Consider the following 18,307-nt stretch of genomic DNA (forward strand, 5'->3'; position numbering starts at 1 on the left):
GGCCCATCGTATATCAGCCACCCCCTGTTGCGATAAAACCGTGCACTGTATGCTTTTGATCGTCAGCGTCGACCCAAAGGAGCACCGTGACACAATCACCACTTCCCACCCAGGCCCCCGACACGGGGGCGGAGGCCGCACGCTTTAACCCCAAACTCCGGGTTCTGCTGGGTACCCTGCTACCGGCAAATATCGCGATGTTCATGGTCTGGGGCGCCACCGCTTCGCTGCTGCTCTCGCTGCAGATTCAGGAGATTGACCCTGACAATAAGGAAACCAACCTCTCCCTGGTGCTCACCGTGGGGGCGTTTTGTGCGATGATCGCGCAGCCGCTGGCCGGCCTGGTTTCCGATCGGACCCGCAGCCGGTTCGGGCCCCGCGCCCCCTGGATCGTGGGCGGTTCCCTGGTGGGCGGCCTCGCGCTGGTGGGGATGGGTCTCGGCACCACGGTCTGGCAGATCATGATCGCCTGGATCGCCGTGCAGATTGCCTATAACTTCGCCCAGGGCCCGCTGAGCGCGGTCATGCCCGACCGGGTTCCCAGCGCCCTGCGCGGAACCTTCTCGGCGATCATCGGCCTGGGGCTCATGCTCGGCATGGTCGGCGGCCAAATGGTGGGATCGCTCTTTGCCCGGAACATCCCGGTGGGCTACGTGTTTTTCGCCGGGATCGCGCTGGTGGTGCTGACACTGTTTGTGGCGCTGAACCCGGACCGGGATAACCGCGAGCGCCCGCGCGACCCATTCGACCTGAAGGCCTTCCTCGGCGGATTCTGGGTCAATCCGATCAAGCACCCCGACTTCTTCTGGGCCTTCACCGGAAGACTGCTGCTCAACGCCGGCTACCTCATGGTCAGCACCTACATGATTTTTATCCTGCAGGAGTACATCGGGGTCAGCAAGGAGCGCGCGATCGAACTCACCCCGCAGTTTGCGCTGCTGAGCATGGCGGCCCTGCTGGTTTCCACGCTGGTGGCCGGTCCGCTCTCGGACAGGCTGCGTCGGCGCCGCGTATTTGTCATGGTGTCGGCCGGCTTCCTCGCGCTGGCCCTGCTGATCCCGCTGCTGATGCCCAACGAGGGCGGCATGGCGCTGTTCTCCCTGGTGTCGGGCTTTGGCTTCGGGATCTTCCAGTCCGTGGATACCGCGCTGATCAGCGAGGTGCTGCCCAGCAAGGAGGACTTCGCCAAGGACCTCGGGGTGATCAATATTGCCGCCACGCTGCCCCAGACGCTCGCCCCGGCCCTCGCCGGGCTCATCGCCCTGAATTTTGGCTACGCACTTCTCTTCCCGATCGGCATCGTCCTGGTTATCCTGGGCGGACTTGCCGTGATTCCCGTTCGATCCGTTCGCTAGCTAGTTCCACCCCCTAGAAAGGTCATCATGTCAGTACACCCGCAGACCGAAACGATCCTTGCCGGACTCACGCTCGAACAGAAGGCGTCGCTGCTCAGCGGCGCGACCTTCTGGGAGACCGAGGGTATTGAGGAGGCCGGGATCCCCTCGATTATTGTCTCCGACGGCCCCCACGGGGTGCGCCGCCAGTCCACCGGGGGCGACCACCTGGGCCTGCTCGACGGCGAGCCCGCGACCTGTTTCCCGCCCGCCGTGGGCCTCGGGTCCAGCTGGGATCCCGAGCTGGTCGAGCGTGTGGGTGAGGCCCTGGGGCGCGAGGCGCAGGCCAAGCGCGTGAGCGTGCTGCTGGGTCCGGGCATCAACATCAAGCGAGACCCGCGCTGTGGCCGCAACTTCGAATACCTCTCCGAGGATCCGCTGCACGCGGGCGTGCTGGGCAGTGCGTTTGTGCGCGGCGTGCAGTCCCAGGGGGTCGGCACCTCGCTGAAGCACTATGCGGCGAATAACCAGGAGACCGACCGTCTCCGGGTCAGCGCCGAGATCGACACCCGCACCCTGCGCGAGCTCTACCTCCCCGCCTTCCGCCGCGTGGTGACCGAAACCCAGCCGTGGACGGTCATGTGCTCCTATAACAAGGTCAACGGCATCTTCGCCTCCGAGCACAACTGGCTGCTCAACACCGTGCTGCGCGACGAGTGGGGGTTTGAGGGTGTGGTGGTCTCGGACTGGGGCGCCGTGCGCGATCGGGTACCCTCGCTGGCCGCGGGTCTGGATCTGGAAATGCCCTCGACCAACGGACGCACCGACGCCGATGTGGTGGCCGCGGTGAAGAACGGTTCGCTGGAGATCGCCGTGGTGGACACCGCGGTGCGTCGCCTGATCGAGCTCGCGCTGAACGGTCACGAGGGACTGTGGCCGGACGCCGAACTCGACGTGGAGGCTCAGCACGCTATCGCCCGCGAGATCGCCGGCCGCAGCATCGTCCTGCTCCGCAATGAGGACGCCATTCTGCCGCTGACCCCGGGGGCCGGACCGGTGGCCGTGATCGGCGAGTTCGCCCGCACCCCTCGCTATCAGGGTGCCGGCAGCTCGCAGATTGTGCCCACCCGACTCGACAACGCGCTGGACGCGATCCGCGCGGCCGCGGGGGAGGACGTGCCGTTTGCCCCGGGCTTTGTGCTCGAGGGGGAGTCGGATCCTGTCCTCGCCGACGAGGCCGTGCGGCTGGCCGCCTCGGCCGAGACCGTGCTGTGCTTCGCCGGGCTGCCCTCGAGCGCCGAGTCCGAGGGCTTTGATCGTGAAGACATCGAGCTGCCCGCCGATCAGGTGGCGCTGCTGGAGCGTCTGATCGAGGCCAATCCGCGGATCGTTGTCGTGCTGAGTAACGGCGCCGTGGTGCGCGTCTCGGACTGGAACGAGCGGGTGCCCGCGCTGGTCGAGGGCTGGCTGCTCGGTCAGGCCGGCGGTGGCGCGATCGCCGATGTGCTCTACGGCGTCGTCAACCCCTCGGGCCGGCTCACCGAGTCGATCCCCGAGCGCCTGCAGGATGTCCCCGCCTACACCAGCTTCCCCGGGGAGCACGGCTCGGTGCGCTACGCCGAGGGGCTGTACGTGGGATACCGCCACTATGACACCCGCGAGGCCGCGGTCACCTACCCGTTCGGGTTCGGGCTGTCGTATACCTCGTTTGACTACGCCCATGAGGCGGTACGGGTTGAGGGTGACACCGTCCACGTGAGCGTTCAGGTCACCAACACCGGCACCCGCGACGGCCGCGAGGTTGTCCAGGTGTACAGCGGCCTGCCCGGCGCCGAGGTCTCGCGCCCGGTTCACGAGCTGCGCGCCTTCACCTCGGTGGAGATCCCCGCGGGGACGACCCGGCAGGTGGAGCTCAGCTTCCCGGTGGCCGACCTGGCCTACTTCTCTACTGTCGCCGATGTGTGGAGCGTCGAGGGGGGAACGTATGTCATCGAGATCGCCGCGTCCTCCCGTGACATCCGGGCCCGCCTGGATATTCAGATCGAGGGCGACCCGTCGCCGATCCCGCTGAGCGTGAACTCGACCCTTGGTGAGTGGTTCGCCCACCCGGTGGGCGCGCCGATCCTCAACGAGGCCTTCGCCCAGGTGCTCGCGGCAACCCCCGCCGTGGGCGGCATGCTGAACGACCCGCACCTGCGCAAGATGGCCGAGCAGATGCCGATGTCCCAGATGGTGGCCTTCGGCGCGATCACGCCCGAGCAGGCCCAGGGTCTGGTTGACGCGGTCGAACTGGCCAGCGCCTAACCACCCAAAAAGGCGGGGCGGCATCCAAAGTGGATGCCGCCCCGCCTTCGTGTTGCTAGTGGCTCTGCAGGGTGCGCGACTCGGCGCGGGCCAGCCGACGCTCGCGCTCGGTGATGCGCAGGCCGCTGGCGATCAGGCGACGGGTGAGGGTTTTGGGGGAGACCGGGGTGGCGCCGGCGGCGATCAGGCTCTGGTAAACCCGGGCCGGGACGTCATAGTGGTCCAGGTCGAATCCCCGGCGCGGAATCTGATTCTCGGCGGCGAAGGTGTGCAGCTCGTCGAGGGACTCATCGCTGACCAGGTGCGACCAGAGGGTGCCGTGGTTGGGCCACATCGGGTTATCAATCAGGATTGTCATGTCACAGAGTCTAAGCAGATGACGCTCCGTTTCATTCCCGGTTGTCACCGAAAACACGCCGGGCGACGACACGAGCCCGAGGGTATTTGGTAAGCGGGCGTTAATCGGCTAACCTTGAACCTTGGAACGCGTGTGCTTATCCCACACGTAAAACCAAAGTTTTCTGACAGCCGTTACTCTGATCCCACTGGGTTCCGGCAGGGCAGTGACACTCAGATATGCACGTAATCGGAGCTCAGCTCCCCAGAGAATAGGTATCTACAGTGGTTTACGCAGTAGTACGCGCCGGTGGCCGGCAGGAAAAGGTTGAGGTCGGCTCGATCATCACCACCAACCGCATCGCGGGCGACAAGGACGGGAACGTGCAGCTTGCTGCCGTTCTCCTCGTAGATGGTGACAAGATCACCTCCGACGCCAAGTCGCTTGAGAAGGTCGCCGTGACCGCCGAGGTTCTGAACGACCTCCGCGGCCCGAAGATCGTCATCCAGAAGTTCAAGAACAAGACCGGTTACAAGAAGCGTCAGGGCCACCGTCAGGAGCTCACCCGCCTCAAGATCACCGGCATCAAGTAGAGACGCTAAGGAGATCCTCTAATGGCACATAAGAAGGGTGCGAGCTCCACTCGCAACGGTCGTGACTCGAACGCTCAGCGTCTCGGTGTAAAGCGTTTCGGCGGCCAGACCGTCAACGCAGGCGAGATCATCGTGCGTCAGCGCGGAACCCACTTCCACCCCGGTGTGAACGTGGGCCGTGGTGGCGATGACACTCTGTTCGCTCTGGCAGCCGGCTCGGTTGAGTTCGGTGCAAAGGGCGGCCGCAAGGTTGTCAACATCGTGGCGGTCGACGCCTAAGTCGCGTTTCCGCTACATTATGTGAGGGGTGAGCTTCGGCTTACCCCTCACGTGTTTTCCGGGAACCTTCGGAGAACCTGCTTTCGCGCGAGATCCCGCGCATTTTCTACAAGGGGTACAGACCGTGACCACGTTTGTCGATCAGATCACTCTCCACCTCAACGCCGGTAACGGCGGCGATGGTTGCGTCTCGGTAAAGCGCGAGAAGTTCAAGCCGCTGGGCGGGCCCGATGGTGGCCCCGGCGGTAGCGGTGGTGACATCGTTCTCGTGGCCGACCCCAACACCACCACCCTGCTGGCCTACCACCGCTCCCCGCACCGTCGCTCGGACAACGGTGGCCCGGGTATGGGCGACTACCGCGGTGGCACCAACGGCGAGGAGCTGGTACTGCCGGTTCCGCTGGGTACCGTCGTGAAGACCCCCGAGGGCGAGGTCCTCGTGGACCTGACCCAGGCCGGCGACCGCTTTGTTGCCGCCGAGGGTGGCCACGGAGGCCTGGGCAACAACGGCCTCGCCAACTCCAAGCGCAAGGCCCCCGGATTCGCGCTGCTGGGCACCCCGGGTGTCGAGCGCGACCTCATTCTTGAGCTCAAGACCGTCGCCGATGTGGCGCTCGTGGGCTACCCGTCGGCCGGTAAGTCGAGCCTGATCGCGGCCATGTCCGCGGCCAAGCCGAAGATCGCCGACTACCCCTTCACGACCCTGCACCCCAACCTCGGTGTGGTCGACTCGGGGAACACCCGCTACACCATCGCCGATGTTCCCGGACTGATCGAGGGTGCCAGCGAGGGCCGCGGGCTGGGCCTGGAGTTCCTGCGCCACGTCGAGCGCTGTGCGGCCCTGCTGCACGTGCTCGACTGCGGCACCTTGGAGCCCGGTCGTGACCCGATCAGCGACCTCGACATCATCCTGGGCGAGCTGGAGGCCTACCCGGTCCCCGAGGGCCAGAAGCCGCTGACCGAGCGTCCGCAGCTGATCGCCCTGAACAAGATCGACGTCCCCGAGGCACGCGAACTCGCCGAGTTCGTGAAGGCAGACCTGGAGGAGCGCGGCTACCGCGTGTTCCTGATCTCCGCCGTGAGCCGCGAGGGTCTGACCCAGCTGAACTACGCCCTGGGCGAGCTGGTGGAGGAATCCCGCGCCGAGGTTGTGGCCGCGATCGAGGCCTCGCCGCGGATCGTGCTGCGGCCCAAGGCCGTGGATCGCTCGGGCTTCCAGATTCGCGTCGAGGGTGGATCCTACGGAAACCTGTTCCGCGTGCTCGGCGAAAAGCCGTGGCGCTGGGTCCAGCAGACCGACTTCAACAACGACGAGGCCGTGGGTTACCTGGCCGACCGCCTGCACAAGCTCGGCGTGGAAGACGGCCTGTTCAAGGCCGGTGCCGTGGCCGGATCCACCGTGGTCATCGGTACCGGTGACGGCGTGGTCTTCGACTGGGAGCCCACCATGAGCTCCTCCGCCGAGATCGCGACCCCGCGTGGAACCGACCCGCGCCTCGATCAGCTGCACCGCCCGACCGCCAAGCAGCGTCGCGCCGAGTACCTGGACCGCATGGACGCCAAGGAGGAGGCCCGTCAGGAGCTCCGCCGCGAGGGCGAGACCGGCTTCTGGGACGTGGACGCGGAAATTGCCGAGGATGCGATCCTCGCCGAGGGTGCCGTGGACTACGACGATGAGGACGGCGATTTCGACGACGACCACGGGGTTGAGGTCATTCAGCTTCGCGGTGAAAGCGAGTAAATCCGCGTGACCCTGCAGAACCGTGCCGAGCTGCGTGGCGCCCGCCGCGTGGTTGTGAAGGTGGGATCCTCCTCGATCAGCGGCGATAACGTCGCTCAGATCACCCCGCTCGTGGACGCCCTCGCGGCGGCCTACGCCCGGGGCACCGAGATTGTCCTGGTGTCCTCGGGAGCCATCGCCACGGGTCTGCCATTTCTGAACCTCGACCGCCGGCCGACCGACCTTGCTACCCAGCAGGCGGCGGCCGCGGTCGGGCAGAATCAGCTGATTCACCGCTACCAGGAGGAGTTGGACCGCCACGGCATCATCGCCGGGCAGGTGCTGCTCTCCGCCAACGACCTGGCGCTGGATGCCCACCGCGTCAACGCGCAGCGGGCCATGTCCCGGCTGCTGGGCCTGCGCATCCTCCCCATCGTCAACGAAAACGACACCGTGGCCACCCACGAAATCCGCTTCGGTGACAACGATCACCTGGCCTCGATGGTGGCGCGGCTGATCGGGGCCGATGCCCTGGTGCTGCTCTCCGATATCGAGTGCCTCTACACCCGGCCGCCGAGCGAGCCCGGGGCCGAGCCGATCCCGCTGGTGCCCTTTGGTGCCGAGCTAGACGGGGTGGAGTTTGGCGAGCCCGGCAAGGCCGGCGTGGGCACCGGGGGAGCGGCCACCAAGGCTTCCGCCGCGCGCCTGGCCGCCGACAGCGGAACCGCCGTGCTGATCACCTCGACCCCGAACGTCGCCCGCGCCCTGGACGGGGAAGACCTGGGGACCTGGTTCGAGCCGCGCCCGCAGGCGTAGCGCCCCACAACGGGGGACACGCCCACCTGCACCGTTTCTCGGGTTTGTCACAGAAGCGACGCGTGTCGGCGCGAACTCGCTACACTAACGGCATGAGTGAACGCGATGCCCAGCAGGTAGAGTCCGTCGTATTTGAGCGCCTGCGGGGCACCCGCGAGGCCGCCCGAGGACTCGCCATTGCCAACGGAAACCTGCGCAATGCGGTCCTGGAATCCATCGCCGCCGGGATCGAGGAGCACACCGCGGCGATCATCGCCGCCAATGCGCTGGATCTTGAGGCGGGGGAGCGGGCCGATATCGGTGCCGGGCTGCTGGATCGACTGCGCCTGGACGCACCGCGCATCGCCGCGCTGGCCCGCGCCGTGCGCGAGATCGCCGCGCTGCCCGACCCTCTGGGTCAGACGGTGCGCGGCAGCACCCTGCCCAACGGCATCAAGCTCGACCAGGTGCGGGTTCCCTTCGGCGTGATCGGGGCGATCTACGAGGCCCGACCCAACGTCACCATCGACATCGCGGCGCTGGCCATCAAGAGCGGTAACGCGATCGCGCTGCGCGGGGGAACGGCCGCCGAAAACTCCAACCTCGTCCTGGTTCGTGTCCTGCGGGATGGGCTTGCCGCCAACGGGCTGAACCCCGACGCCATCGTGAGCGTGGATGACTTCGGCCGCGACGGTGCCAACGCCCTGATGGCCGCCCGCGGCCTGGTCGACGTGCTGATTCCGCGCGGCAGCGCCTCGCTGATCCAGGCGGTGCTCAACACCGCCAAGGTTCCGGTAATCGAAACCGGTGCCGGCGTGGTCCACATCTACCTGGATGAGTCCGCGCGTCTGGACTGGGCTGTGGACATCGTGCACAACGCCAAGGTGCAGCGCCCCAGCGTGTGCAACGCGGTTGATACCGTGCTGGTGCACCGCGGTGCCGCCGAGCGGGTCCTGCCCGCAGTCCTGGACGCGGTGTCTCGCTCGGGTGTGCTCCTGCTCGCCGACGAGCGCACCCGCGAGCTCTACCCGAACGTGGAAATCGCCACGGCCGAGACGTGGGCCACCGAGCACATGAACCTGACCCTGGGGGTCAAGATTGTGGATGACCTCGACGGCGCCCTCGCGCATATCCGCGAGTACTCGACCGGACACACCGAGTCGATCATCACCGAAGATGTGCGCTCAGCCGAGCGATTCCTGGCCGAGGTCGACTCCGCCGTGGTCATGGTTAACGCGTCGACCCGGTTCACCGATGGCGGCGAATTCGGCTTCGGCGCCGAGGTGGGCATCTCCACCCAGAAGCTGCACGCCCGCGGCCCGATGGGGCTGTCCGAACTGACCAGCACCAAGTGGATCGTGCGTGGCGCGGGTCAGGCCCGAATCTAACCGGTAGACTGGTCCGAGGCGATTCTTGCCCGAACTGTGAATTGGAGAACTGATGTCGATCTCGACCATCCTCGTTTCCGCTGCTGAGGCGGCGCACACCGAGCTGCCCATGCCCCCCTTCATGTATGGCGTGGTTGCGCTGGTAGCGCTGGCGATCCTCGGTGTCACCACCTTCACCTACCGCGACGTAGCCAACCGTCACAGCCAGAAGCCGGCCGCACAGCCGGGTGCCGGTAGCCACCACTAAGGTAGGTTCGTCAGGATGCAGGCCGGTACACGGCGCCCGCGGATCGGGGTCATGGGTGGAACCTTTGACCCGATTCATCACGGTCACCTGGTGGCCGCCAGCGAGGTAGCCCAGTCGTACGACCTGGATGAGGTGGTGTTTGTTCCCACCGGTCGTCCGTGGCAGAAGAGCCGCGTGACCGAGGGGGAGCACCGCTACCTGATGACGGTCATCGCGACCGCCTCCAATCCGCGGTTTACCGTGAGCCGGGTGGATCTTGACCGTGAGGGTCCCACCTTCACGATCGACACCCTGCGGGACCTGCAGCGTCAGCGTCCGGATGCCGAGCTGTACTTCATCTCGGGGGCCGACGCGGTCCAGCAGATCCTGGGTTGGAAGGACGTAGACGAGTTGTGGTCCCTGGCCAAGTTCGTTGCGGTCACCCGCCCGGGCCACGTGCTCACCGAGGAAGCGCTTCCCAATAAGGATGTCGCCGTGCTTGAGGTTCCCGCAATGGCGATTTCCTCCACCGACTGCCGTGCCCGTGTCAAAGACGGTTCGCCGGTTTGGTATCTCGTACCGGACGGCGTCGTTCAGTACATCAGCAAACACCACCTGTATCGGAGTAATGCATGAGTACATCATCCGACGATAAGCCGCTGTCGCGTCGTCAGCTGCGAGAGCGCACGCAGGCGGGTCAGACGGCGCAGGTTCCCGTCGTTGCGCCGCAGACTCCGCCCGCCGAGGCGCGTCCGGCCGCTCCGGCGACCGGTACCGAAGCATCGGCACCGGACACGAACACCACCGCTCCGCTGGATGCCGGTGCGATTCGTGCGCTGATCGAGGCCGAGCGCAGCGGGGCGACGCTAACCCGTCGCCAGATGCGCGATCTGGAGCGGGCCCGGGGTACCGGAACCGCCGCCGACGCCGCCCGGGGCGTGAGCACCGAGCGTCCCGCACCCACGAACGCCCCGCAGACCCCGACCCTGTCCGACGCCTTCCTGGCACCCGCGCGTGATCGCACCGCCGAGGCCGAAGCCAGCGCCGCCGCGGTGCGCGCCGAGGTCGAGCGGGTGGCCGCCGAGAAGGCCGCACGTGAGCGTGCCGAGCGCGAGGCTGCCGAACGGGCCGCCGCCGAGAAGGCCGAGGCCGATCGGGTTGCCAACGAGCAGCTCAGCGCGCGCAGCAAGCGTGCGCTGAAGAAGGCCTCCCGCAAGGACGAGGCCGAGAAGGCCGCCGCCGAGGCCGCCGCCGAATCCGAGGCACGCCGTGTTGCCGAGGAGACGCGGGCCGCCGAGGAGCGCGCCGCCGCCGAGCGGGCCGAGGCCGACCGCGAGCGTGCGGCACGGGCGCAGGCAGCCCCCGGGGCGACTCCGGACGTGCAGCTGCCCGGTGCTTCCTTCGGGGTGCTTCCAGGCAACATCGACGAGACCCAGGCGATGCCTCACCTGGGCGATGCCTTCGGGCTGAACGGCGCGGGTCGCGGCAAGGCCACCGGGTTTGATGACATCATCGCCCGCGGCGTCGACACCACCGGCGGCAGCTCCACCACGACCAACGCGCTGATCCTGCCCTCGGTTCCCGGCAGCGGTCCGCTGAGCGGTCCGGTGCTCGGCTCGGGTGAGGTCATCGTGACCGGCACCATCGATCTGCCCGGCAGCCTCTCCAACACCAACCAGAACCGCCTGGAAAAGGGCGATCTGGACACCATGTTTGACCACGACGAGGACCCGCAGCCGGTAACCGCGGGTAACCCCGTCTCGGCCAGCCGCGCCGTGAGCTCGCACACAGCGACCCGCGACGTGATTGCGCCGCCCGCCCCCGTCAAGAACAATCGACTGCTGATGACCCTGTCGGTAACGGCCGGAGTCCTCGCGGTGGCCCTGGTGGCCGTCGTGATTATCGCCATCGTTTCCGGGTCCATCTGACCCACCCCACACACCACCGAAAGGTATTTATGACTTCCGAACTCTCCGTCACCGAGGCGATCCAGATCGCCGCACAGGCGGCGGACGCAAAGGGCGGATCCGAGCTGATCGCGCTGGACGTGTCCCAGCCGCTGCCCTTTGTTGACGCATTCCTGATCGTTACCGGTCGCAACGAACGTAACGTCATCGCCATCGCCGGCGAGGTTGAGGACAAGCTCAACGAGGCCGGCGTGAAGACCAAGCGTCGCGAGGGCCGTGCCGGCGGACGCTGGGTGCTGCTGGACTTCGGTTCGGTTGTGGTCCACGTCTTCCACGATGAGGAGCGTTCCTACTACGACCTCGAGCGCCTGTGGAAGGACTGCCCGCAGATCGAAATCACCCTGCCGGAGCCCGTCTCCATCACGCAGTAGGTCCCGTTCGCGCGGGCGACGCGCCCGTGCGGCGTGTCCGATTTTCCTCGCCGTGTCCTCGTGTTGTAATCTAAACATGTTGAACACGAGGCCACGGCCGAGTGAATAACAATCCGGGTCTGTGGCGCAGCTGGTAGCGCACCTGCATGGCATGCAGGGGGTCAGGGGTTCGAGTCCCCTCAGATCCACCCAACGTGCACTAGGCACAAAAAACACCCCGTCTTCGGACGGGGTGTTTTTCGTTTAATCGCTGCCGGCTAGCGTGTCCGTCTCTCCGGCCTGGGGTACAGATCGTATCTGTTTCGTTGGGTACCACTTCATCGACGTGGTTCTGGCGCTCGCGGTGATCGTAACCGCCCCGGTCTAATACACGAGAAGCCGGCTGAAGTCCATGCGCTTGTTGCCCTAGTATCGGCAATTCTGATCGCCCAGGTTGGTGGAGCCGCCTTGCTTTCCGGTGATGGTCAGACTACCCCCACCTCCCGAGACTCGGGGAGCGAGGGCGCGGGGGACAGGAGGTCGCGGCGCACGAAGGTGCCCCAGGCCGTCCGGGTGGCCACGAGCGCCCATACCGCGACGAGGAGGGCGAAGGCGATGGCGGCGAGGGTGGCCAGGGCGGGGGAGCCGGTGCGGGCCGCGAGGCCGCTGAGGCCGGTGACGCAGGTGCCGACCGGGAAGGTGAAGGACCACCAGGTGAGGGAAAACGGCAGTCCGTGGACGAGCGTTTTAGCGGTGATGGCCGCGGCCAGGATCGCCCACAGGAGCGCGAATCCCAGCACCGGCACGCCGTAGGCCACCGCCAGCGCGTTCAACAGGTCGGCGTGGCTGGGGGAGAGTGTGCCGCGAGCGGCCGCAGCCAGGGCGCTCGCCGCGGTGACCGACTGGCCCAGCGGACCCAGCACAATCCAGTAGGTGGGCACGGCACCCGCGGCCCCGATGCCTCGGCGAATCAGGCGCATCCAGATAAACCCGATGATGATCAGCGAGGCGATCAGGCTCATCCCGAACAGTGCCGCGCACACCAGCATCATGTCGGCGCGCCGGGCGGCGGTGTCCAGGGTGGGCGTGAGTAGGGCCCCGCCGGTCGCCGACACCATCGGCGGAACCACGGGCATCAACCAGCCACCGAAGGCGTCGCCCGGCCCGAGGCGCAGACGTGTGAAACTCAGCAGCGGAATGATCACCGCACAGGCCACCCCGCCCACCGTGCCCACCAACCAGCAGATCCAGGCCAGCCCAACCGCCGCCCGGCCGAGCATCGGCTCTCCGAGGAGCAGTGCTCCCGATCCCACCGTCAGGATCGCCATGGGCAGGGCACCGTAGAAGTGCGCAAGAACGGGATGGGCGTGATGGGAGCGCGCGATCCGGGGGTATCGGCGGTGGTGGCGCAGGGTTGCGGCCAGGAGCACCAGCAACAGCAGGGTTGCCAGCACCCAGACGCCCCGCGCGGCCACGAGTAGCCAGGGCGCGCGCAGGGGCAGGGTGGCGGCGGACGTGGCGATGATCCCGGTGCCCATGACCGTGGCAAACCAGTTGGGGGTCAGATTCGAGACGCCGAGGCGGCGGGTGGCGGTGTTCATATTTTTATCCTGCTCGCGGGAGTCGCGCCCGGGTAGTCGGATACGATTGGGAGCATACAAACGACCTTTGTGGCAGGAGCGTATGTCGGACATCGAAATTGCGGCACTCCGGGTTCTGGTGGCCGTGGCCGAAACCGGGAGCCTGTCCGCCGCCGCCGCGCGGCTGGGGATCACCCAGCAGGCGGTTTCCGCGCGCATGCGCACCCTCGAAGCGCGCGTGGGAACCGCCCTGGTGCGCCGCTCCCCACGCGGATCCACGATGACCCCCGAGGGGACCGTGATCGCCGGCTGGGCCGGCGAGGTGCTGGCCGCCGCCGATCGATTTGGCGAGTCCGTCGCAACCCTGACCGCGGCCTCCTCCGCCCCGCTGCGCATTGCCGCGAGCCTGACCATCGCCGAGTACCTGGTGCCGGAGTGGCTGCGCGGGCTGCGGGCGGCCGGAGAAATTCGTGCGGAGCTGACCGCGACCAATAGCGCGGGCGTGGCTGACCTGGTGCGCGCGGGCACCGTGGAACTCGGATTCCTGGAGACCCCCGAGGTCCCCGCTGAGCTGGAGGCCGCGCGCGTGGCAAGCGACGAACTGGTGGTTGTGGTGGCCCCCACGCATCCCTGGGCCCGGCGTCGCTCGGGGATTACCGCGGAGGAGCTGGCGCGAACACCGTTGATCGCCCGGGAGCAGGGGTCCGGCACCCGTCGGGCGCTCGAGGTGGCGCTCGCCGCCCAGGGGATCGCCTCGGCACCGGTCGCACCGTATGCGGTCCTTCCCACCACCGCGATGGTGCGCGCGACGGTGCTCGCCGGGGAGGCACCGGCGGTGCTGAGTGTGCTCGCCGTGACCGAGGCGCTGACCTCGGCCACGCTGGTTGCCGTGCGCGTGCGCGGGCTGCGCATCACCCGTCCGTTGAGTGCGGTGTGGGCCCGGGGTGCCCGGCCCTCGGCGCGCGCCCGGGCGCTGCTCGCGCTGATCGCCGAGGTTGGGGGAGTCGCCGCCCGCGGGAAGTGACGGGTGACCTTTCTTGTCCCCGTCACCCCGGCGTGCCGTGCTACGGCTGAATCGGCTTGGCCACCTGGGCCCCGCCCCACAGTGCGCCCGGGTTCGCCCGGCGCGGGTAGCGTTCCAGCATGCGCGTGTACAGGTCCTCGGCGCTGTCAGTGGCCGCCGCGACCTCGTTGAAGTCGCGCAGATAGCGCGCGGTTTCGGCCAGGATGGCGGGGCTATCGGGGGCGTCGGGACGCTTGTGGGCGGCAACCACGGCGGTGGGTGCGAGCCGCGCCAGTCCCTCGGCCGCCCGCGCCCACTGCTCGCGGCTCTCGGTGGTGGTCTCGGCGGTGTACTGGTGGGTGTCGTTATAGAGCACGTCGCCGCCCACGATGAGTCCGAGATCGGGAACCCACAGCACGGTGCTGGAGGCGGTGTCGGTAAACCCGGTTTCGATGACCTCGAGGTCATGGCCCTCTAGCGAGATCCGAGAGGAATCCAGCGCCTCCGGGAGCACCACGGCGGGAATCTGGCCGGGGAACAGCTTGCCCCAGAAATTCTCGATGGTGGCGGGGGATCCCTGGACGCGGGCACCGGCCACCGAGCCGGCGGAGGCGACGGCCCGGGCCGTGGGGAATGCCTCAAGCAGCTGGCCGATTCCGAAGAAGTGATCCCCGTGGCCGTGGGTGATGAAGACGTGGGTGAGCTCGCGCCCGAAGGTGCGGATCCAGGCGATCAGCTCCTCGTTCTGCTCGACGGTGGTGAACGTATCCACAAGGATCGCGTGCTTCTCACCCAGGATCAGGGTTGCCGCGTTGGCGACCCACAGCAGGTCCTCGGGTCCGTGGGGGAGGTTGCGGGTCACACCCTGCCGGGTGGTGGTGAGTACTGCATAGGAGAGGGACATGGTGGTGTCAATTCTGTGAGGGGGTGAGGGTTTCGTCGAAGATATCGGCGAGGGTGGTGCGGGCGAGTTCCTGACGAACCACCTCGTCCACCCGCGCAAAGGTGGGGCGCAGGGCCGGACGAATACCCCGGGCGACCGGGCAGGTCGCGCTGGGCTCGTTGCGGTGTAGGGCAAAGGTTTCCTCGGGGCCGAGCGCGAGGTTGATGTCCCAGAGGGTCATTTTCTCGGCCGGCATGCTGAGACGCCATCCGGCGCCGCGGCGGGATTCGATGAGTCCGGCCTTGGTGAGGTCGCTCATCATCCGGCGCACCACAACCGGATTGGTTTTGATGCTGTTGGCAATCTCCTCGGAGGTGGAGTACGTGCTCCCCTGACGCTCGTTCAGAGCGGCCCAGACGAGTGCGTGGATGGCGATGGTCAGTTTGCTATTTGCGCCCATGCCGAAAGAGTAACATTAAATGTTACTTACGGTGATCATGGATGCTTATCCCGCATCGAGGTGAGTAAACGGAGCGGGTGTTATGGGAAAAGATGACGTTTCATGACGTTCGATGACAAACCGCTCCCGGCGAGTGGATAGCGTGGTCTCTAATCCGCTAGGTGGATCGCCCCACGCCGCCTGCCCGCCCGCATCGAGATGAGTCCCCGTGCCCACCAGTACTGCCGCCCGTGTTCGCTTTGATCGCGTCGAAAAGTCCTTCGCCGGGGCCAGTCGCGACGAGGCTGTACGCCCGGTGCTGCGGGATGTGAACCTGGATGTAGCACCCGGCGAGGTGATCGCAATTCTGGGCACCTCCGGCTGTGGCAAGTCCACCCTGCTGCGAATCGTGGGGGGCCTGGATGCGGCCAGCGGCGGCGCGGTCTCGCTCGACGGTGATCCGATCGCCGGAATTGATACACGCACGGCGATCGGCTTCCAGGAACCCCGCCTGCTGCCCTGGCGTACGGTCACCCAGAACGTCGCCCTCGGCCTGCCCGCGGGCACACCGGCGGCCGAGGGGCGTGCGCGGATTGCCCGACTGATTGAGCTGGTGGGGCTCACCGAGTTTGCCGATCACCGTCCGCGAGAGATCTCCGGCGGCATGGCTCAGCGCGCCTCGCTGGCGCGGGCGCTCGCCCGCACGCCGGGGGTCCTACTGCTGGATGAACCCTTCGGGGCGCTGGATGCCCTCACCAAGCTACGCATGCAGGACCTGCTGCTGAGCATCCACGCGGCCGAACCGGCAACCATCCTGCTGGTGACCCATGACGTGGACGAGGCGCTTCAGCTGGCCGACCGCGTGATCGTCCTGGGACACCAGGCCGGGGTGCCGGGGGCCACGATCATCGAGGAGCTCACGGTGCCCGGCGCACGCCCCCGTGATCGCGGATCGGCGGAGCTCGCCGAGCTGCGCGGGCGGCTGCTTTCGGGACTGGGCATCGACCGCCACGGCAGCGCCCGCGGCATCGAAACCGAGGCCGGAATCCCCGTCTTTCCCTATTAGTTTGTGCCGTGCCGCTCCCTCCCGGGCCGGCACCTCATCCGTTTCCGCCCCAGCCCTCCCCAGGCTGATAGTCCATCATCGTCGAGAGTCACAGAGGAACCCATGAAAACCCGTTCACGCACCCTGTTTGCCGCCATCGCGCTCGCCGCGGTCACGACCCTGGGCCTGTCGGCCTGCGCGGGGGAGGACGGTATCCCGGCCGAGGGTGGATCCAAGGGCGGCACCCTGAACATCGACTTCGCCACCTACAATCCGCTCTCGCTGATCATCAAGGACAAGGGCTGGCTCGAGGAGGACCTGAAGTCCCAGGGCGTCAGCGTCAACTGGATCCAGTCGGCCGGCTCGAATAAGGCCAACGAGGGCCTGCGGGCGGGCGCGCTGGATGTGGGATCCACCGCGGGTGCCGCGGCCCTGCTCAACCGCGCCAACGGATCGCAGATCAAGGCCATCACGATCGCCAATAAGCCCGAGTGGGCGGCCCTGGTGGTGGGTAAGGACTCCACGGTCGCGAACGTGGCCGAACTCAAGGGCAAAAAGATCGCCGCGACCAAGGGAACCGACCCCTACTTCTTCCTGCTGCAGTCCCTGGCCGAGGCGGGCCTCAGCCCCGAGGATGTGACCATCGAAAACCTGCAGCACGCAGACGGCTGGTCGGCCCTCCAGGGCGGCTCGGTGGATGCCTGGGCGGGCCTCGACCCGATCATGGGTGGGGCGCTGGAAAACGGCGCGAAGTTCCTCTACCGCAACGTGGACTTCAGTTCCTATGACGTGGTGGCCGCGACCGAGTCCTTCATTCAGAAGCGTCCGGACATCGCCCAGACCGTGGTGAACGCCTATGCGGATGCGCGGGCGTGGGCGCTGAAGAATCCCGAGGAGACCGCAACCATCCTGGCCAAGACCGCGAGCCTGGACGATGCGGTGGCCACCAGCGTGATCACCGACCGCACCAACTTCGACGTGGACCCGGTGCCCGGAGACGCCCAGGCTAAGGTCCTCAAGGTCATCGGCCCGGTCTTTGTGGAAACCGGTGATGTGGCGGGCCAGGCCCAGGTGGACGACGCCCTGAAGTCCCTGTTCGAGCCGAGCTTCGCCCGGGCCGCGAAAACCACCAACCGCTCCTAATCGCATGGGTCGGCCGCCGCGCGCGGTCGACCCATGATCCCTTGGAAGAGTCATGACTAACGCTTCAGCTCCCACCCTCCTCGCGCGGCGCACGCGTGCGCCGCGCTCCCGCACCCTCACAGTGGTGCTCGGCGGTGCCATCCTCCCACTGATCCTGCTGGCCGCCTGGCAGACCATCGCGTCCCTGGGCATCATGCCTACCTCGCAGCTGCCCTCCCCGGCGATGGTGTGGAACGCCGGGGTGGACCTCGCCCAGCGTGGACTGCTGCTGCCCAATATCGGGATCTCGGTGCAGCGGGTGTTCCTCGGATTCGCGTTCGGTGCGGCGGCGGGGCTCTTCATCGGCGCGATCGTGGGGCTCTCCCGGTTCGGCGACGTTCTGCTGGCCCCGACCCTCGGCGCGCTGCGCACGGTGCCCTCGCTGGCCTGGGTGCCGCTGCTGATCATCTGGCTCAAGTACGGGGAGGTGTCCAAGGTCACCCTGATCGCGATCGGTGCCTTCTTCCCGGTCTACACCACGGTGTCCGCGGCGCTGCGGCACGTGGATAAAAACCTGGTGGAGGCCGCGCGGGCGTTTGGCCTGAACGGCTTTGCACTGTTCCGCACCGTGCAGCTGCCCGCGGTGCTGCCCTCGGTGATCTCCGGCCTGCGTCTCGCCCTCGCTCAGGCATGGCTGTTCCTGGTGGCGGCCGAGCTTCTGGCCGCCTCGATGGGGTTGGGATGGCTGCTCTCGGACTCGCAGAACAACGGCCGCACCGACCGGATCTTCCTGGCGATCCTGCTGCTGGCCATCATCGGCAAGCTCAGCGATGCCCTGATCGGGCTCTTTGCGCGCTGGGCTAATAAGCGCTGGGCTTAGACAGGTTTCGGTAAGCTCAGCGACGCGCTGATTGGGCTCTTTGCGCGCTGGGCTAATAGGCG

The 18,307-nt window shown here is 67.1% G+C and carries 19 protein-coding genes and 1 tRNA gene; 16 read left to right on the top strand and 4 right to left on the bottom strand.

Annotation, left to right across the window (positions count from 1 at the left end; genetic code table 11):
* Window positions 1-86: 86 nt before the first annotated feature.
* Window positions 87-1,355, top strand: a complete 1,269-nt coding sequence (locus C7C57_RS06970) for an MFS transporter (protein WP_187978085.1) — start codon at window positions 87-89, stop codon at window positions 1,353-1,355.
* A gap of 27 nt (window positions 1,356-1,382) precedes the next feature.
* Window positions 1,383-3,638 (top strand): glycoside hydrolase family 3 C-terminal domain-containing protein, encoded by a 2,256-nt coding sequence (locus C7C57_RS06975; RefSeq protein WP_187978086.1) that lies wholly within the window; start codon window positions 1,383-1,385, stop codon window positions 3,636-3,638.
* A 55-nt stretch (window positions 3,639-3,693) separates the two neighbouring features.
* Here C7C57_RS06975 and C7C57_RS06980 read toward each other — a convergent pair whose 3' ends face one another.
* The gene (locus C7C57_RS06980; protein ID WP_030143783.1) at window positions 3,694-3,996 is read right to left on the bottom strand and encodes a DUF4031 domain-containing protein; all 303 of its coding nucleotides are present in this window, start codon (window positions 3,994-3,996) and stop codon (window positions 3,694-3,696) included.
* A 263-nt stretch (window positions 3,997-4,259) separates the two neighbouring features.
* Between C7C57_RS06980 and rplU the strand changes: the two genes are divergently transcribed.
* The 10 genes from rplU to C7C57_RS07030 all read left to right on the top strand — a co-directional run bounded on the left by rplU (window position 4,260) and on the right by C7C57_RS07030 (window position 11,502).
* A complete protein-coding gene (gene rplU / locus C7C57_RS06985; protein ID WP_030143782.1) occupies window positions 4,260-4,568 on the top strand; it encodes a 50S ribosomal protein L21 in 309 nt (102 codons plus the stop codon).
* Window positions 4,569-4,589: 21 nt separating this feature from the next.
* Window positions 4,590-4,847, top strand: coding sequence for a 50S ribosomal protein L27 (gene rpmA / locus C7C57_RS06990; RefSeq protein WP_030143781.1), 258 nt, complete (start codon window positions 4,590-4,592; stop codon window positions 4,845-4,847).
* 124 nt (window positions 4,848-4,971) lie between these two features.
* Window positions 4,972-6,588, top strand: coding sequence for a GTPase ObgE (obgE, locus tag C7C57_RS06995; protein WP_187978087.1), 1,617 nt, complete (start codon window positions 4,972-4,974; stop codon window positions 6,586-6,588).
* 6 nt (window positions 6,589-6,594) lie between these two features.
* Window positions 6,595-7,383 (top strand): glutamate 5-kinase, encoded by a 789-nt coding sequence (gene proB, locus C7C57_RS07000; protein ID WP_187978088.1) that lies wholly within the window; start codon window positions 6,595-6,597, stop codon window positions 7,381-7,383.
* Window positions 7,384-7,475: 92 nt separating this feature from the next.
* Complete coding sequence (locus C7C57_RS07005) at window positions 7,476-8,750, top strand: glutamate-5-semialdehyde dehydrogenase (protein WP_187978089.1); 1,275 nt, start codon at window positions 7,476-7,478, stop codon at window positions 8,748-8,750.
* A 52-nt stretch (window positions 8,751-8,802) separates the two neighbouring features.
* Window positions 8,803-8,997: a hypothetical protein gene (locus tag C7C57_RS07010; RefSeq protein WP_043321966.1), complete on the top strand. Its 195-nt coding sequence runs from the start codon at window positions 8,803-8,805 to the stop codon at window positions 8,995-8,997.
* A 15-nt stretch (window positions 8,998-9,012) separates the two neighbouring features.
* Window positions 9,013-9,612 (top strand): nicotinate-nucleotide adenylyltransferase, encoded by a 600-nt coding sequence (gene nadD / locus C7C57_RS07015; protein ID WP_030143777.1) that lies wholly within the window; start codon window positions 9,013-9,015, stop codon window positions 9,610-9,612.
* Window positions 9,609-10,904 (top strand): hypothetical protein, encoded by a 1,296-nt coding sequence (locus tag C7C57_RS07020; protein WP_187978090.1) that lies wholly within the window; start codon window positions 9,609-9,611, stop codon window positions 10,902-10,904. The genes nadD and C7C57_RS07020 overlap by 4 nt, the downstream gene beginning before the upstream one ends.
* A 29-nt stretch (window positions 10,905-10,933) precedes the next feature.
* Entirely contained in the window at window positions 10,934-11,314 is a 381-nt protein-coding gene (gene rsfS, locus C7C57_RS07025; protein WP_121688813.1) for a ribosome silencing factor, read from the top strand.
* A 115-nt stretch (window positions 11,315-11,429) separates the two neighbouring features.
* Window positions 11,430-11,502, top strand: a tRNA-Ala gene (locus C7C57_RS07030).
* A 276-nt stretch (window positions 11,503-11,778) separates the two neighbouring features.
* On the opposite strand, the gene C7C57_RS07035 is transcribed toward C7C57_RS07030, so the two are convergent.
* Window positions 11,779-12,894: a TDT family transporter gene (locus C7C57_RS07035; RefSeq protein ID WP_187978091.1), complete on the bottom strand. Its 1,116-nt coding sequence runs from the start codon at window positions 12,892-12,894 to the stop codon at window positions 11,779-11,781.
* A gap of 82 nt (window positions 12,895-12,976) precedes the next feature.
* Here C7C57_RS07035 and C7C57_RS07040 point away from each other — a divergent pair, with 82 nt between their 5' ends.
* Entirely contained in the window at window positions 12,977-13,897 is a 921-nt protein-coding gene (locus C7C57_RS07040; protein WP_187978092.1) for a LysR family transcriptional regulator, read from the top strand.
* Between the two features lie 40 nt (window positions 13,898-13,937).
* Here the strand turns inward: C7C57_RS07040 and C7C57_RS07045 are convergent, their stop codons facing one another.
* Window positions 13,938-14,780, bottom strand: a complete 843-nt coding sequence (locus C7C57_RS07045) for an MBL fold metallo-hydrolase (protein WP_187978093.1) — start codon at window positions 14,778-14,780, stop codon at window positions 13,938-13,940.
* A 7-nt stretch (window positions 14,781-14,787) separates the two neighbouring features.
* Entirely contained in the window at window positions 14,788-15,219 is a 432-nt protein-coding gene (locus C7C57_RS07050) for an Rrf2 family transcriptional regulator (RefSeq protein ID WP_187978094.1), read from the bottom strand.
* A gap of 208 nt (window positions 15,220-15,427) precedes the next feature.
* On the opposite strand from C7C57_RS07050, the gene C7C57_RS07055 reads away from it, so the two are divergent.
* The 3 genes from C7C57_RS07055 (at window position 15,428) to C7C57_RS07065 (ending at window position 18,245) form a co-directional block, all read left to right on the top strand.
* Window positions 15,428-16,264 (top strand): ABC transporter ATP-binding protein, encoded by an 837-nt coding sequence (locus C7C57_RS07055; protein ID WP_223144794.1) that lies wholly within the window; start codon window positions 15,428-15,430, stop codon window positions 16,262-16,264.
* A gap of 102 nt (window positions 16,265-16,366) precedes the next feature.
* Window positions 16,367-17,386, top strand: a complete 1,020-nt coding sequence (locus C7C57_RS07060) for an aliphatic sulfonate ABC transporter substrate-binding protein (RefSeq protein ID WP_187978095.1) — start codon at window positions 16,367-16,369, stop codon at window positions 17,384-17,386.
* 52 nt (window positions 17,387-17,438) lie between these two features.
* Window positions 17,439-18,245: an ABC transporter permease gene (locus tag C7C57_RS07065; protein WP_187978096.1), complete on the top strand. Its 807-nt coding sequence runs from the start codon at window positions 17,439-17,441 to the stop codon at window positions 18,243-18,245.
* The last annotated feature ends 62 nt before the right edge of the window (window positions 18,246-18,307 follow it).

It is taken from the genome of Mycetocola sp. JXN-3, from assembly GCF_014522285.1.
GTDB classification, from domain to species: domain Bacteria; phylum Actinomycetota; class Actinomycetes; order Actinomycetales; family Microbacteriaceae; genus Mycetocola; species Mycetocola saprophilus.